This window comes from Halosolutus sp. DAT137, from assembly GCF_059736405.1.
The window spans coordinates 567,850-581,729 of record NZ_JCAQID010000001.1 but is presented as its reverse complement, the minus strand read 5'-3'; the positions used below and the strand labels follow the sequence as shown (position 1 = coordinate 581,729).

Here is a 13,880-nt window from a genome sequence, read left to right as displayed (position 1 = left end):
GATCGAGGCATGTCGATCGCCGTCACCCACGTGCTGACGATCGGGATCACGACGGTTCTCATCGCCTTGCTGTTGACGGCTTCCGGCGGGATGCTCGACACGGAGACCGATCGGAGCGCCGAGCAGTCCCTCGAGACGGTCGGTGAACGGCTCGCCGGCGAGGTCGCAAACGTCGACGCGATCGTTACCGAGGGCAACGAAACAGTGAATCTGACCGTCGAGCATCCACGATCGGTCGCGGGGTCGGGATACACCGTCGAGTTACTGCAACGCGCGGAGTGTGCCGAGGGGCCGCTGACAACCGACGAGACGGACTGTCTCCGACTGACGTCCTCCGGTTCCGACGTGACCGTCTACGTTCCGGTGGCACTCGACGAATCCGTCGAGAACAGTTCGGCACCCGGCGGCGTCATCGAAATTAGCTACGATGGGGACACCCTCTCCATCGGGAGTGCCAGACAATGACGAATCCACGAGGTCGACAGCGATCGACGACCGAGGCACGGTCGGACCGCGAAACCGATCGGGCGATTACCGAGATAATCGCGTTTATTCTCGTCTTCGCGACGATCCTCGGCTCGGTCGCACTGCTGTATACGACCGGGTTTCAGGCGATGAGCGATTATCAGGAAATCGAGCAACTCAACAACGCAGAACGCGGGCTGGTATCGCTGGCCGACAACTTCAACGACGTCGTGCGCTACGACGGCGTCGAGCGCCGCTACGGCGAACTCACGCTCCGGGGCGGAACGGTCAGTACGGGTGGGGAGAGCACGACGATCACGGTCGATACTGATCCCAGCAATGGAGACGAGAGAGAGATCGAACTCGGTTCGCTCACGTACGAGGCTGGCTCGGACAGCATCGCCTACGAAGGCGGCGGCGTGTTTCGCGCCAGCGGGGAGGGAAGCGTCGTCGTCAAGCAACCCCCCCTCCAGTGCACCCACGGAGACGGCGCTACTGACGGGACGGTCGTCATTTCGATTCTGGAACTCGATCACGACGGTGAGCGATCGTTCCAGAGCACGGACGGCATCGGGTTGACGATCGAAGAGCAAAACACGACGCGGGCGACTGAAATACCCGAAATCGATCACAAGCCGGACGGCAACGTGACGATCACGATCGGGAACCCCGACGACACGCCGTATGAAAACGGCTGGGGCCAGGCACTCGAACGCAACGGATGGACCGACGAGGGCTCCAACACCTATACGTGCGAAGATGTCGCGGACGTCGAAATGCAGATCGTCACGGCCGAAATCGACTACTGATACGGATTCGTGTCATCAATTACCGCCGATCGGCCAGGACGGTTCGCCGTCCGGCGGTACCAACGGACATGAATCCGTATGGGGCCAGAAAACGCGTCCGTTGCTCGATCGTTCTTCCCACCATCTCGCTCCTGCACGGCTTGCACACGTTAGCGTTGTTCGGATTCCCAGTCACCGGACAGCATAACTCTGAACCCCGCACGCGAGGCGAGTGCTTCGACGCGAGCCGCATGGTCGCCGACGTCCCCGTCAGTGTTTAGATAGAGCCCGTTCGACAGTTGCTCGATGTCCCCCATTGGCATCCCGTCGGCGTGAACCGGACGCTCGTTGAGGACGGTGTCGTTCTGGTCGGTTTCTCTCGTCTCCGCTTCCTCGTTGGGCCAGGGAACCCTGACGCCCGAGAGTCCGCGATCGAAACAGTACTCCGCGGCGGACGCCAGCGCCTGTGCGGACGTTCCGTGACCGATCGCGCCGACCGAGGTCCGGTCGTTGAAAAAGCGGACGACGTACTCACCGGTCTCGGTCTCCGTTCCGTCGTCCTGATCGCCACCACGGCTGCGATCGATCTCCGCCCCAGCCGTACTGGTCTCGTCTCGATCGTCGTCACCACTGCTATCGACGTCGGTCTCGGCTGCGGTTGGATCGCCTGCCTGCTCGTCTGTGGCCGCCGGCGACGGCTCCGTCTCGGGTCGATCGATCGTTCCGGACTCGGCGGACGACGAGTCGGTCGAACTGTCCATCGGGTCGTCAGCGGGCCCGGCCGAGTCGGTGGTCGCCCCGTCTGTAAACTCGACTGCTACCCCCGAGTCGTCGCCTGTGCCCCCCTCGTCGTCCGTGGGCAACGCGTGCGTATCCGTCGTGAACGACGCGACGAGGTGTTCGAGAAATCGATCGGTTGCCGAGGCGAACTCGTTCTCGTAGGCGCCGTCAGTGGCGGTCGTGAGCTGCTCGACGATCGCATCGACGAGGCCCGATTGGTCAACTGCGAGCTGTCGGGCGATGTGCGTTCGGTCGTGGCGTTCGAGACGTCGTTCGATTCTTGCCTTCGTGAATCGCACAATCGAGGCCTCGTGCTCGTCGATCGCGGTGAGTTCGCAACTCCCGTATTCGACGTCGCTTGTCCCCGCGAGAAACAGCAGCTGTCGACCGTTCGTGTAGATCGCCCGGTCGACGCCCGTCCAGGCCATGGTGCGACAGATCCCCGACGCCCGATCGCGATCGAGCGCCGCTTCGTACGGTTCGACGGCGACGAACAGGGCGGGAATCGAATCGATCGTACAGACGTACTCGAAGCGGGTTTCGTCGACGCACCGGTCGGCCAGACAGGCCTTCTCGTGGACGTCCCAGCCGAGCGTTTCGAGCAGCGGGTCGACGATCCAGGTACGGGTTTCTCCGCGCGTCGTCGGCGGAGCGCGACCGACCAGGGCCCGCGTACGGGCCACGAACGCGTGGAGGTCGAGATCGGCCATCGATCGGACGTACTCGTTTCACCACTATGTAAGGTCCGGTTACCTATCCGATCGCGAAAACGCGAGGCCAGAAGACGACGCTACCGGTATCGAATCGACGAGCGTTCGAGGTCACAATCGGGGCGTCCCGTGAGTCGCTGCCAGGACCGTTCGAGAAGAATCAGGAGCGGGAACTGGTGTCGACCCGACTAGCGCTCGGGTCGGTATCCGCGTCCGGTGTGTCTCGCTGGTAAATCCGAAGTCTCGGATCGCGGACGGTAAACGCCGATTTGAGCGTCGGTGGTATCGTCTCCGCCTTGCCGATGACGAGATAGCCCGCGGGGCGAAGCGATCTCGAGATGGTCTGGAGTATCGGCTGCTTGTACGCGTTGTCGATGTAGATGAACAGGTTCCGGCAGACCACGAGGTCGAACCCCGATTTGGGGTCGTCGTTGATCAGGTCGTGTCGCTCGAACTGGACGTTTCGTCGCACGGCGGCGTCGATTTCGTACCGTCGATCGTCGCTGTGGATGTACTCGGCGTGGTCGTCGAGAAACTCGAGTTGATCACCGAGATTTACGGTCCTGGACTCTTCGTAGACACCAGTACGTGCCGTCTCGAGGGCCGGTTCGCTGATATCGGTGCCGAGTATCTCGACGGCCGACTCGTCGATTTCCGGGTCCGTATGGGCGAGCAACGAGAGCGAATAGGGCTCGCGACCGTCGGCGCAGGCGGCGCTCCAGACGCGAATCTCTGATTCGGTCCCCGACAGCGATCGAAGCACCTCGCGAATCCCCTCCCAGACGTCCGGATTGCGAAAGAATCCCGTCACGTTGATGCTCATCGAGTCGAGCAGTGCCGTCTGTTCCTCCGGATCCTCCCGCAACAGCTCCAGATAGGCGTCGTACGTCTCGGTTCGCATCCGGCGCATCCGTGAGGAGATCCGTCGATCGAGGTAGCTGTCGTTGTAGTGGCTCGTCGCGAACGCGAGTTCCGCCTCGACGAACTCGAGCAAGTCGGCAAAGGCCTTGCCGCGGTCGTCGCTCATAACTCCGTTACTCCATCAACGTCGTCTGCGGCGGTTTTGACCGCGAGTACCCCGGATCCGGGCGTGAACTCGACGGTGCGGCCGTGTTCTCCGCCGACATCTTCAGCGACGAGGGGAACGCCGAGTTTCTCGAGTTCCTGCTTGGCGGCGGTGATGTTTCGCTGCCCGACGCCGTCACCGAAGCTCTCGAACTCGAACATATCGCTGCCGCCGGCGATCTTGGCTTCGACCGTCGTGTAGCTGGCTCCTTGCTCGACCATCCGCCGAAGCAGCGCTCGAATCGCCGTATCGGCGTACTTTCCGGGTTTGACGTCGCTGTTGTCGGCGGCGTCTCCATCGGGAAGCATCGCGTGTGCGAGCCCGCCGATTTCGGTGTCGGGATCGTAGAGGGCGATCGCAAGACAGGAGCCGAGACCGTACGATTTGAGCGTGTCCTCACCCTCGCTGACCGCCAGTTCGGAGATGCCGACCTGGACCGGCGTCGGGAGGCCAGGTTCTGTACCGTAGGTCTTCATGCGTTATCGACTTCCTGAAACTCCGCGGTCGTCGGCGTCTCTTCGATCCGATCGACGTCGAGGTCGTTTAGCGCCCGCTCGAGGTCGTCTTCGTCGGGGATGGCGTACACTTCACAGTCGAACTCGCGGCCGTCGGCCATGACCACGGTGTCGAAGACGAACGCGAAGTCCTGGTGTTCACCGAGTTGGATAATGACGGGGTCGACCGCCGCGGCACCGATATCGTGGATGAACTCGGGCGTGGAGTGATCGATCGTCGTATCGAGGACGTTCGCCCAGCCGTCGAGGAAGCCACTGGCCATGATGTTTCCGAGTTCTTTGATTGCGCTGATTCCCATCTCACCGAACCCGTCCTCGTCGATTTCCATCGGGACCATCGCGTCGACGACTTCGTGTGCCGACTCCTCGTCGAATAGGAACAGGAGATAGCCACTCGGCATCCCGTCGAATTCGAAGGCAACGCCGACGAGGCGTTCGTCTGCGACCTGCTGGGGGATCGTCTCGAGCGAAACGAAATTGAGCCGCCGGATGTCGACGCTCGTCTCGATTCCGGTGAGCGTCGTCGCCGTCTTGGCGACCTCCTCGGCACCGCGTTCTGCCATCCGATCGAAGCCGTCGAGTTTGTCGTAGGGGATTCCCTCGCTCGTCCGAAGCTGTTCTAACAGCTGAGACATCGACTGTGGTTTCGGGAACAGATAGTGGCTGAAGCCGACTTCGGTGCCGACCATCTCGATCTGGCTCTGGAAGAGCAAGGCGAGGTCGTCGTCGTCGGGCGCTTCCTCGATGTCTCCGAAGAACGGTTCGGCCGACTGCCCCTCGATGAACTCCGGCGTCGAAACGTCGATTACGGCTTCGAGCACGTCGGCCCAGCCGTCGACGAAGCCGCTGTTCATGATGTGACCCACCTCGGTCGCCGCACTGCGGGTCATGTCGTCGAACTCGTCGGTATCGCTCTCCGAGAGCAGAGTGCCGACGATCCGAAGCGCGTTCTCCCGCTCGAACACGACGACGGAGTACCCCTCGATCGCGCCGGTGAGTTTGACGCGGACGCCGACCTTGTCGATCGAGTCGTCGAAATCGCGCCGAATCTCGCGGCCCCGCATGAAGTTGAGTTTCGTGACGCCGACCCGCGTTTCGACGTCGGTCATGTGTGTCAGTCTACCTGCGGCCAGTCCCGCACCTTCGCGGGCCATTCGGTAGAACGTTCCGAGTGCGTTGACGTCGAGTTTCATGCGGGGTGGACTTCGATGCCGTTGACCATTTCGACGAACTCCTCGAGGTCGGGGAACGCGTAGATTTCCGCTTCGATCTGATAGCTCGGAACCGTCAGATCGGAGTCGAAAAACAACGCGAGGTCGTCGCCGCCGAGACCGGCCGTCCGGACGACGATGTCTCCTGCGGGCGCGTAGACGAGCTGCGGGGCGGCGATGTCGATCGCGCGACCGAGCACGTCCGCCCAGCCGTCGATGAAGCCGCTCGCCATCATGTTCCCCATCTCCTCGACGGCGCTGCGGGCCATCTTCCCGGAGACGTCGCCCATGTCGTCGACGACGTCACGGAGCATGATCGCCGTGATCTTCTTCGCACTGGCTTCGGGAAAGAGGATCAGGATGTGGCCGTGTGGGGGGTCGAGCAGACGGACCCGAACGCCGACTCGTTTTCCGGGGTCGAGTTGACTTTCGATATCGTCGACGTCGATGAAGTTCGTCTTCGTCACCTCCATCTGGGCGTCTTGGCCGGTCAGTTTGCTCATGTTGTCGGCGACGCCGTTCGTCCCGACTTTTGCCATTTCGTTGATAAAGCTTAGCTTCCGAATGTCGATTTTCATCGTCATTAGTTCCTCCGTGGGTGTTCGTGTTCGTTCATAGTGTCGTCACGTCAAGGATGTTGACTACCTCTCCCCGACCCCGCACCGTCGCCCCACTGAGTCCAGGAATATCACGCATGAACCCCTCGAAGGGCTTGACGACGACCTCCTGTTGCCCGTGGACGTAGTCACAGTGCAACGCGATCGATCGAACCTCGTCGCGAATTCGGACGACCATTCCGTCGCCGTTGGCACCCGTGCGTGGGGTCTCGAGGACCTCCGCGACGTCGACGACCCGAGAGTCGGTTTCTCCGCCGGGCAGAACCGACTGGCCGTCGACGGTTTCGATCGCGGCGGCGGTTTCGATGTCGCCGACAGCGTTCGTCGGGACGCCGAACTCCTCGCCGCCACACTCGAAAAAGAGGATATCGTCGATCGCAACCGACACCGGCAGCGACATCGTGACCGTCGTACCGGCCCCTCGCTCGCTGTCGATTTCGATCGTACCCTCGAGGTCTTCGATAGTCCGCTTGACGACGTCCATGCCGACCCCGCGGCCGCTGACGTCCGTCACTTCGTCGGCCGTCGAGAGACCGGAGTGGAACACGAGTTCGTACGCGTCTTCCTCCGAGAGGGCTGTTGCCTCCTCCTCGGTGAGTACGCCGGCGTCGACGGCTTCGGATCGCAACCGATCGGGATCGAGTCCGCTCCCGTCGTCCGAGATCGTGATTCGGACCTGATCGCGCGATCGCTCGGCGATCATCGCGACAGTCCCTTCTCGGGGTTTGTCGGTGTCCTCACGTTGCTCTGGTGATTCGATCCCGTGATCGACGGCGTTTCGAACCAGGTGGATGAGCGGATCGCCGATGCGATCGAGGATGCTGCGATCGAGTTCGACGTCTTCGCCAGTCATCTCGAAGGAGACGTCTTTGTCCTGCTCGCGGGCGATGTCGCGGACGACCCGTGGGAGTCGGTTCGCGACCGTCTGTAGCGGGACGAGGCGGACGTCCATCACCGTTTCCTGAAGATCCGTCGTCAGGTCCTCGACGTCGTCCAGCTCCCTCGCGATCGTCTGGAGGTCTTCTCCGGTTTCGATCGCGTGACGAAGCCTGACGCGGCTCGTAACCAGCCCCTCGACGAGGGTAAGTAACGAATCGATCTGTTCGACGTCGACCCGCACTGACTGAATCTCGTCGGTTTGCTGGTCGGCGTCCGGCCGATCGAGACCGTCCGGAAGCGTAATATCCGGAATCTCGATCGACGGTTCGTCGAACGTTCGGATGACGGCGTCCTCGTCGTCGCTCGTCTCGACGGCGTCATCGCCAAAGGAGTCGACCGCGTCCTCGCCCTGATCGAACGACGTATCCGGGATGGCAAACTCCTCGTCGACGATCGATTCGTCGGTCGTCTCGTCGTCGAGCACGTCCTCACCGAACGCGTCTGCGAAGGAATCCGCCTCGTCGTCATCCACTGCGAAATCAACAGGGTCGCTCGTCGGGATGTCGGTGTCATCGAAGTCGATCTCGCTGGTCTCGAACGACTCGTCGTCGATGCTTGCGTTCCCGTCGTCGAACTCGTCCCCAGAACTCTCGTCGGCTTCGGAAACTACGTCATCGAACGCAACGCTGCTGTCATCGTCACCGAATGCGTTGTCCGTGGTCGCCTGCTCTTCGAAGCCGTCGTCTTCGACGTTATCGTCGAGACCGAACGAGTCGTCCCCGAACTCGTCAGCGACCCCGTCATCTGCGCCGAACTCGTCGTCGATGTCCAACGCATCGTTTGCAAAGCCGTCGTCAGAATCGAGTTCGTCGCCCGTTCCGAAGCCGTCGTCAGAATCGAGTTCGTCGTTTACGGATCCGGACCCAACGTCAGCGACGCCGGTATCTTCAGATCCGTCGTCGACGGCACCGCCATCATCCACCTCATCGAGACCAGCCGCCACCTCGTCGTTATCGAGACCATCGTTCGCGTCGATCGCCTCCGCTGTCAGGTCCTCGGCGTCATCTTCGGCCGGATCGTCGATCTGCGTTTCGACGTCCTCGCTATCAACGGCCACCTCACCTTTTTCGGGGAGATCATTGGTCTCCGTGGCAACCGACTCAGAATTCGGAGACTCCGAATCCGTCGCGGAAATCGTGTCGTCCTCATCTGCATCGGCAGTCGCCTTGGAGCGGGCAGCGGCCCCGTCGTCTGCAACGTCGTCGTGTTCCGGTCTCGCTGTCGACTCGGCTGCTGTGGCGGACGTGGCCGTCTCGGCGTCCTCGCTGTCGTCGTCTGAGTCTTCGGACGCCGGTTCGGGTTCGGGTTCGGATTCGGATTCGTCGGCCACGGGATCGAAATCTGCACCGGCGTCGATCGCGCTCGCTGCCTCCGAGCGTGGCTCCGAAGAACCCGACTCGCCGGCTGGTGCGGTTTCCACGTCGGAGTCGAGATCGGATTCGCCGCCGGCCACGATCGCGTCGACATCCGCCTCGCTCACGTCGGTGTCGAGGAACGAGTCGTCTTCGAGGTCGACATCGTCTCCGAGGAGTTCGTCCATGTCGACTTCGTCCTCGTCGTCAAACTCGTCGAATTCGAGTTCGTCGAGTTCGTCCTGCAGTTCGTCGAACCCGACCATCTCGACTTCGTCTTTGAGTTCGTCGAAAACCGCGCTGGCGTCGTCGACGTCGTCAGCGGCCGGCTCCGATTGGGTCGACGAGGAGTCCACAGCTGTCGATTCGTCTTCGCCGCCGTCGTCGATCGACACGGCGTCGTCCAGTTCGCCGCCGGCCGCGCCACCGAGCAAGTCGTCGAAACTGCCGGCCTCGCCCATGTCGTCGAAGGCCTCCAGATCGTCGTCCGCGAGTTCCTCGACTCGCTCGTCCAGATTATCGAACTCCTCGAACTCGTCGAGCAGTTCGTCGACGTCCAAATCCTGAGCTTCCTCACCGGAGAGCGCGTCGGCGGAACCGACCTCGAATTCGCCCCCGCTCCCGGAGTCCGGCGCGCTCTCCCGGTCGGCTCTTGCGGCCTCGAACCGATCGGTCACGGTGACGATCTCGAACTCGTCGACCTCGTCGACCGGTTCGAGCCCCGACTCGATCGCCCCAACGCCGACGGCGCTGCCGAAGACGGCGTCGAAGCGGGTCCCGAACTCGTCCGCGTCGATCCGATCCCGTGGCGGGTCGGTTCCGAGCAGATCGAACGCGTCGATCAGGGCCTCGACGACCAGTCGACCGTTGTTGACCTCCTCGTTGGGAGTGATCGCGAGACGCGCGAAGTAGGCCTCGTGACCGTCGGCAGGTGGGTCGAATCGATCGACGACGGCGTCGAGTTCGCGCTCGGTCGGCGGCGCGATCGACGCCGGACTCGCCGGCGCGTCGATGGGGTCTCGGAGCGCGTCGATCGTCGCCGTCGGATCGGTTTCGATCTCGCCGGTTGCGTCGACCTCCGCGACCATCGTCTCGAGTTCGTCGACGGCGTCGAAGATGACGTCCATCACCGCGGGCGAGACGTCGAGATCGTCGCTGCGAACCGCGTCGAGTAAGTCTTCGATCGCGTGTGCGAGTTCGCTCGCCGGCTCCAGGCCCATCGCACCGCAGTTTCCTTTAAGTGTGTGTGCGATGCGAAAGATGTTCTCCATCGCCTCGTCGCTGTCGGGGTCTCGCTCCAGCGCGAGCAGGGCGTTGTTCAACTCCGTGATTTGTTCGTCGCTCTCCTGGACGAAGTCGGTCACATAATCAGTCATCGTTCTCACCGTCCGTTGCATACGTGGCGACGATCGCGTTGCGAACCTCCTCGCCAGGGACGACCGCGTCGACACAACCCGTCTCGATCGCCTGACAGGGGATGCCAAACACCGGGCTCGTCGCCTCGTCCTGAGCGATCGTATGGCCACCGGCAGTTGCGATCGCTTCGATGCCGGCCGCGCCGTCCCGTCCCATTCCGGTTAGCACGACGCCACAGAGCGAGTCTTCGACCACTGCAGCCGCGGTTTTCATCGTGATATCGATCGAGGGACGGACGCCGTGAACGCGATCGCCATCGGTCAGGCGGAGCCGAACGGTTCCGTTCGTGTTGGCCGCGACCTCGAGATGCCGGTCGCCGGGAGCGACGACCGCGTCGCCGGCTCGAAGCCGGTCACCATCGCTCGCCTCTGAGACGTCGTACTCGCTCAACGGATCGAGCCGTTCGGCGAACCGGCCGGTGAAACTCGCCGGCATGTGCTGGACGACGAGGACTTTCGCGCCGAGTGCTCCGGGAAGTTGCGTGAGCAGTCGTTCGATGAGTTTTGGCCCACCGGTCGACGCGCCAACGACGATAACTGGTTCGACATCGCACTGCATCTCGACCGGTTGGTCGCCACTGTCGATCGAGTTCGGCGTCAGCGTCGGCTCCGCCCCAGTCGCCGCGTCCGGCCCAGTCAGTTCGGAAACCGCGCCGTTTCCGGCGATCGTCCCGGCTGTCTCTCGCATCGGTTCGCCGTTGCGTGCCGCGCTCGATCCGTCGGTGCCCACAGAGCGAGCACTCGCCGTGGTGCGTGCAAGCGCATGGGAAGAGATGTTCGCGTTGGCGAGGTCGTGAACCGCGTCGACGACCTCGTCTGCGAGGTCTGCAATATTCCGTGACGCCGCGTCGTCGGGACCGGGCTTGTGAATGAAATCTACCGCACCCCGCTCGAGCGCGTCGAGGGTCGCCTCCGCGCCCGATTCAGTGTATGCACTGAGCATGAGAATTAGCGTCGGGTTCGTCGCCATAATCCGTTCGACGGCGTCGATACCGTCGAGTTCGGGCATCTCGACGTCCATGGTGACGATATCCGGGTCGGACGCCGCGACGGCGGCGATCGCTTCCGAGCCGTCCGCTGCGGTGTCGACCTCGTAGCCAGCCTCGGAGAGTGCGTTGCCGATGACTGTCCGCATAAACGTCGAGTCATCGACAACGAGTACTCGCGTCATGCAGCAACGACGTCTGAAAGGGCCTTTCTGACGCTGGGTTCTTCGAAGGGTTTCGTGACGTACCCGTCCGCGCCAGCTTTCACGGCGAGTTTCATTTTCTCACGCTGTCCAACGCTCGTGCACATGATGACGCGTGCGCGGGGATCGAGTTTTTTGATCGCCGCCGTCGCCTTGATACCGTTACACTTGGGCATCACGATGTCCATCATGACGATGTCGGGATCGTGTTCTTTGTACAGTTTGACCGCTTCAGCGCCGTTGGACGCCTCTCCAAGGATGCGGTAATCCTGTTCGAGGATTTGCCGCAGTAAGTTCCGCATAAAATGAGAGTCGTCCACGATGAGCACCCCTGTCGACATTCAGTAGTACACCAACCGCTGATAGAAATACAACTACCATAAATGCTGTCTCTCGATTATCAGTCATGATAAGTGACGAATACGAGGGAGAGAGCGGGCTAAAACCCCGACATACGCAGTTGCGTGAAAATCAATTACACACCGTGATCCCGGACAACAAACGCTACTCGACAGTCTGACTCGTCCAGACGGGAGCGATCAGATACTGTGACCCGACGCCAACAGTAATTTGTCGACGTCGAGGACTGCCGTTAGTTCGACAACGATCTCTCGAGGCTCATCCGACGAGTCCGACTGCTCTACGCCGTCAGTTTCGTCTTCGGTATCGATCTCGAACGTTTCGCCGACGGCACCGAACCCGGATCCAGCGGTTCGCCCCGTCGAAGATACCGTCGTTAGCCCACCCGCTCGGCTCGAAACGTCCCCACCCACGCCCGGTCCGTCGACGTCCGTCGACTCCGTGGCGACCACGGTATCACGCTCGGGTTCGTGCTCCTGTTCGAGGAGCGCCACGACGAGCGGATGCTCGAGTGCGTCACCAGACACCGATCGGTCTTCGATCGTTCCCTCGTCGAGGATGTCTCCCTCCGGGACGGTCTCGACGCCGATCACCTCGTCGACCCTGATGGCTGCTGACTGCTGATCTGCGGATCGATCGAACACGAGCAGTCGCTCGCGATCCCGTCGATCTTCCGTCGTCGGGAAATGAACGGTCGGATCGACGACGACGGTGATCTCCCCCCGAAGGTCCGTCACGCCCTCGATCGCGGCCGGCGAACGGGGGATTCGGGTTGGGTTTGCCGGTATTTCGGTGACCGTCTTGACGTCGTCGACTGGAATCGCGAGTTCGTGTTCTCCGAGTCCGACGACGACGAACTGCCTGCGTTCTTCCTCGTCGTTCGCCCCATCCGACGCTTCCCGCCGGGCGTCTGCATCGTCGTTACCAATTCCGAGAAGTTTGTCGGGCAGATCCGGGGCCATGTTCCTATTCGTCTATCACATTCCACCACTAAAACATTGACTCTCGGATTGATCACCCAGACCGATCGCATGCCGACGAAACAGTCGATTCCAGCCCCGTACTGGTGGCAGGATCGATCGCTGCTGCGTGGGATCCCGTATGGCCTCTTCATCCCAATTCTCCGAAAGGGTTATCTCAAAATCGATCCACTGAATTCAGTGAACGATGTCGGCGCTGAACGCGGACGACGACAGCGATGACGGAGACGAGTCCGAACGAGTGACGATTCTTTCGTTCGATCTGGACGGACGGCGGTTCTGCGTCGCCGCCGACGCCGTCGCGTCCGTCGTAAGCGTTACCGGGAACGAAACGCTCGGATCGACGGCGGATCCGTGGCACGCCGGAACCGTCACGGTCGGCACCGATCGGGTTCGCGTCATCGACCTGCCGCGACTGTTCGCTTCGTCGATGCGGACCGTCTCGCGAATCGCGGAGCCGAAACTCCTCGTCTTTCGACGCACCGACGACGACGGTGACTACTACGGTTGGCTCGTCGACGACGTCGACGTCACCAGAACGGTTCGGACTGACGGTCTCGAACCCACGCGATCGGCAACAGCTACCCGACACATCAACGGGCGTCTCGAAATCGACGGTAAGGGCGTGGTCTGGCTCGACCACGCCGCGATGCACGGCTCCTCGACGTGACTGCCAGGGCACGACCAGACGGGGTGGCTACCGCATTCCGGGTGGCGGCCCGTCGCGCGAATCGTTTTCGATGTCGACGTCCATTCCCATCTCTTCTCGCCGTTTCTGGAGTCGTTTTGCCTGGCGGTAGTAGTAGCCGACGCCGGCACCGCCGAGCAGGACGACCGTTCCCACGAGCCCGGCAAACAGCGCGATGTCCCGAGTGTGATAGAACCGGATCGAGAGCGTGCTGTCGACATCCGACCATATCAGCCGTTCGCGATCGCCGTCCGCAACCGTTTCGCGCTCGTATCCTCCGGGAGTAACATCACCGAACAGGAAGTTCGAACTCCGGTGGTTCTCGGGGAGCGTTACCTCGTAGGAACCTGCCACGAACGCCGGCAGACGGAACGTCTTGCTCCCGGCGCTTCCCGAGAACGCGAGCGTGCCGTTCCCGTCGGGGACGCGAATTTCGGTACTCGATCGACTCTGGTCGACGTCCAGCTCCGACCCCGTTACTTCGGTCCCATCGGGATGCCAGTACCGGACGCTGTGGATGTCGAGGGCTTCGTCGCGGTAAAAACTCGAACGGTACAACGAGAGTTCCTCGGTTTCGTTCAGATCGTAGACCGCCCGGAACTCGCCGCTTCCGAGCAGCCCGCCACCCTGGATGTCGATTGCCACGTCCGCGTCGCTCTCACGCAAATCGTCGTACTCTTGCTCGCGATCGAGTTCTTCGTCGGAAATGCCGCCGAAAATTGCCGAGCAGCCGGCTAACGCCACGAGGAATCCGACCGCGACCACCGCGAGGACGAACCGTCGATTCATACGTAGAGACGAAGGT

The 13,880-nt window shown here is 62.0% G+C and carries 13 protein-coding genes; 3 read left to right on the top strand and 10 right to left on the bottom strand.

Annotation, left to right across the window (positions count from 1 at the left end; genetic code table 11):
- Positions 1–9 precede the first annotated feature (9 nt).
- Both AC6I6L_RS02860 and AC6I6L_RS02855 read left to right on the top strand, forming a co-directional pair.
- Positions 10–465 carry a DUF7266 family protein gene (locus AC6I6L_RS02860; protein ID WP_497916837.1) on the top strand — a complete coding sequence of 152 codons (456 nt, stop codon included), beginning with the start codon at positions 10–12 and terminating at the stop codon, positions 463–465.
- Complete coding sequence (locus AC6I6L_RS02855; RefSeq protein WP_497916203.1) at positions 462–1,274, top strand: DUF7289 family protein; 813 nt, start codon at positions 462–464, stop codon at positions 1,272–1,274. The genes AC6I6L_RS02860 and AC6I6L_RS02855 overlap by 4 nt, the downstream gene beginning before the upstream one ends.
- Positions 1,275–1,423: 149 nt before the next feature.
- On the opposite strand, the gene AC6I6L_RS02850 is transcribed toward AC6I6L_RS02855, so the two are convergent.
- The 9 genes from AC6I6L_RS02850 to AC6I6L_RS02810 all read right to left on the bottom strand — a co-directional run bounded on the left by AC6I6L_RS02850 (position 1,424) and on the right by AC6I6L_RS02810 (position 12,369).
- A complete protein-coding gene (locus tag AC6I6L_RS02850; protein WP_497916202.1) occupies positions 1,424–2,743 on the bottom strand; it encodes a hypothetical protein in 1,320 nt (439 codons plus the stop codon).
- Positions 2,744–2,903: 160 nt separating this feature from the next.
- Positions 2,904–3,770 carry a CheR family methyltransferase gene (locus AC6I6L_RS02845; protein ID WP_497916201.1) on the bottom strand — a complete coding sequence of 289 codons (867 nt, stop codon included), beginning with the start codon at positions 3,768–3,770 and terminating at the stop codon, positions 2,904–2,906.
- Positions 3,767–4,285, bottom strand: coding sequence for a chemotaxis protein CheD (locus AC6I6L_RS02840; RefSeq protein ID WP_497916200.1), 519 nt, complete (start codon positions 4,283–4,285; stop codon positions 3,767–3,769). Before AC6I6L_RS02840 ends, AC6I6L_RS02845 begins: the two co-directional genes overlap by 4 nt.
- A complete protein-coding gene (locus AC6I6L_RS02835) occupies positions 4,282–5,517 on the bottom strand; it encodes a chemotaxis protein CheC (RefSeq protein WP_497916199.1) in 1,236 nt (411 codons plus the stop codon). The genes AC6I6L_RS02840 and AC6I6L_RS02835 overlap by 4 nt, the downstream gene beginning before the upstream one ends.
- The gene (locus tag AC6I6L_RS02830) at positions 5,514–6,119 is read right to left on the bottom strand and encodes a chemotaxis protein CheC (RefSeq protein ID WP_497916198.1); all 606 of its coding nucleotides are present in this window, start codon (positions 6,117–6,119) and stop codon (positions 5,514–5,516) included. Before AC6I6L_RS02830 ends, AC6I6L_RS02835 begins: the two co-directional genes overlap by 4 nt.
- A gap of 28 nt (positions 6,120–6,147) precedes the next feature.
- Complete coding sequence (locus AC6I6L_RS02825; protein WP_497916197.1) at positions 6,148–9,819, bottom strand: Hpt domain-containing protein; 3,672 nt, start codon at positions 9,817–9,819, stop codon at positions 6,148–6,150.
- Entirely contained in the window at positions 9,812–11,029 is a 1,218-nt protein-coding gene (cheB, locus tag AC6I6L_RS02820) for a chemotaxis-specific protein-glutamate methyltransferase CheB (protein ID WP_497916196.1), read from the bottom strand. Before cheB ends, AC6I6L_RS02825 begins: the two co-directional genes overlap by 8 nt.
- Positions 11,026–11,388, bottom strand: a complete 363-nt coding sequence (gene cheY, locus AC6I6L_RS02815; protein ID WP_497916195.1) for a chemotaxis protein CheY — start codon at positions 11,386–11,388, stop codon at positions 11,026–11,028. The genes cheB and cheY overlap by 4 nt, the downstream gene beginning before the upstream one ends.
- 198 nt (positions 11,389–11,586) lie before the next feature.
- Complete coding sequence (locus AC6I6L_RS02810) at positions 11,587–12,369, bottom strand: chemotaxis protein CheW (protein ID WP_497916194.1); 783 nt, start codon at positions 12,367–12,369, stop codon at positions 11,587–11,589.
- A 205-nt stretch (positions 12,370–12,574) separates the two neighbouring features.
- Here AC6I6L_RS02810 and AC6I6L_RS02805 point away from each other — a divergent pair, with 205 nt between their 5' ends.
- Entirely contained in the window at positions 12,575–13,057 is a 483-nt protein-coding gene (locus tag AC6I6L_RS02805; RefSeq protein ID WP_497916193.1) for a chemotaxis protein CheW, read from the top strand.
- Between the two features lie 27 nt (positions 13,058–13,084).
- On the opposite strand, the gene AC6I6L_RS02800 is transcribed toward AC6I6L_RS02805, so the two are convergent.
- Entirely contained in the window at positions 13,085–13,864 is a 780-nt protein-coding gene (locus AC6I6L_RS02800; RefSeq protein WP_497916192.1) for a DUF5803 family protein, read from the bottom strand.
- Between the last annotated feature and the right edge of the window lie 16 nt (positions 13,865–13,880).

Excerpts from the sequence above, each read along its gene's own strand:
- AC6I6L_RS02835 (WP_497916199.1), bottom strand. The coding sequence starts at position 5,517 with ATGAAACTCGACGTCAACGCACTCGGAACGTTCTACCGAATGGCCCGC.
- AC6I6L_RS02805 (WP_497916193.1), top strand. The coding sequence starts at position 12,575 with ATGTCGGCGCTGAACGCGGACGACGACAGCGATGACGGAGACGAGTCC.
- AC6I6L_RS02840 (WP_497916200.1), bottom strand. The coding sequence starts at position 4,285 with ATGAAGACCTACGGTACAGAACCTGGCCTCCCGACGCCGGTCCAGGTC.
- cheY (WP_497916195.1), bottom strand. The coding sequence starts at position 11,388 with ATGTCGACAGGGGTGCTCATCGTGGACGACTCTCATTTTATGCGGAAC.
- cheB (WP_497916196.1), bottom strand. The coding sequence starts at position 11,029 with ATGACGCGAGTACTCGTTGTCGATGACTCGACGTTTATGCGGACAGTC.
- AC6I6L_RS02810 (WP_497916194.1), bottom strand. The coding sequence starts at position 12,369 with ATGGCCCCGGATCTGCCCGACAAACTTCTCGGAATTGGTAACGACGAT.
- AC6I6L_RS02855 (WP_497916203.1), top strand. The coding sequence starts at position 462 with ATGACGAATCCACGAGGTCGACAGCGATCGACGACCGAGGCACGGTCG.
- AC6I6L_RS02860 (WP_497916837.1), top strand. The coding sequence starts at position 10 with ATGTCGATCGCCGTCACCCACGTGCTGACGATCGGGATCACGACGGTT.
- AC6I6L_RS02850 (WP_497916202.1), bottom strand. The coding sequence starts at position 2,743 with ATGGCCGATCTCGACCTCCACGCGTTCGTGGCCCGTACGCGGGCCCTG.
- AC6I6L_RS02800 (WP_497916192.1), bottom strand. The coding sequence starts at position 13,864 with ATGAATCGACGGTTCGTCCTCGCGGTGGTCGCGGTCGGATTCCTCGTG.
- AC6I6L_RS02825 (WP_497916197.1), bottom strand. The coding sequence starts at position 9,819 with ATGACTGATTATGTGACCGACTTCGTCCAGGAGAGCGACGAACAAATC.
- AC6I6L_RS02830 (WP_497916198.1), bottom strand. The coding sequence starts at position 6,119 with ATGACGATGAAAATCGACATTCGGAAGCTAAGCTTTATCAACGAAATG.
- AC6I6L_RS02845 (WP_497916201.1), bottom strand. The coding sequence starts at position 3,770 with ATGAGCGACGACCGCGGCAAGGCCTTTGCCGACTTGCTCGAGTTCGTC.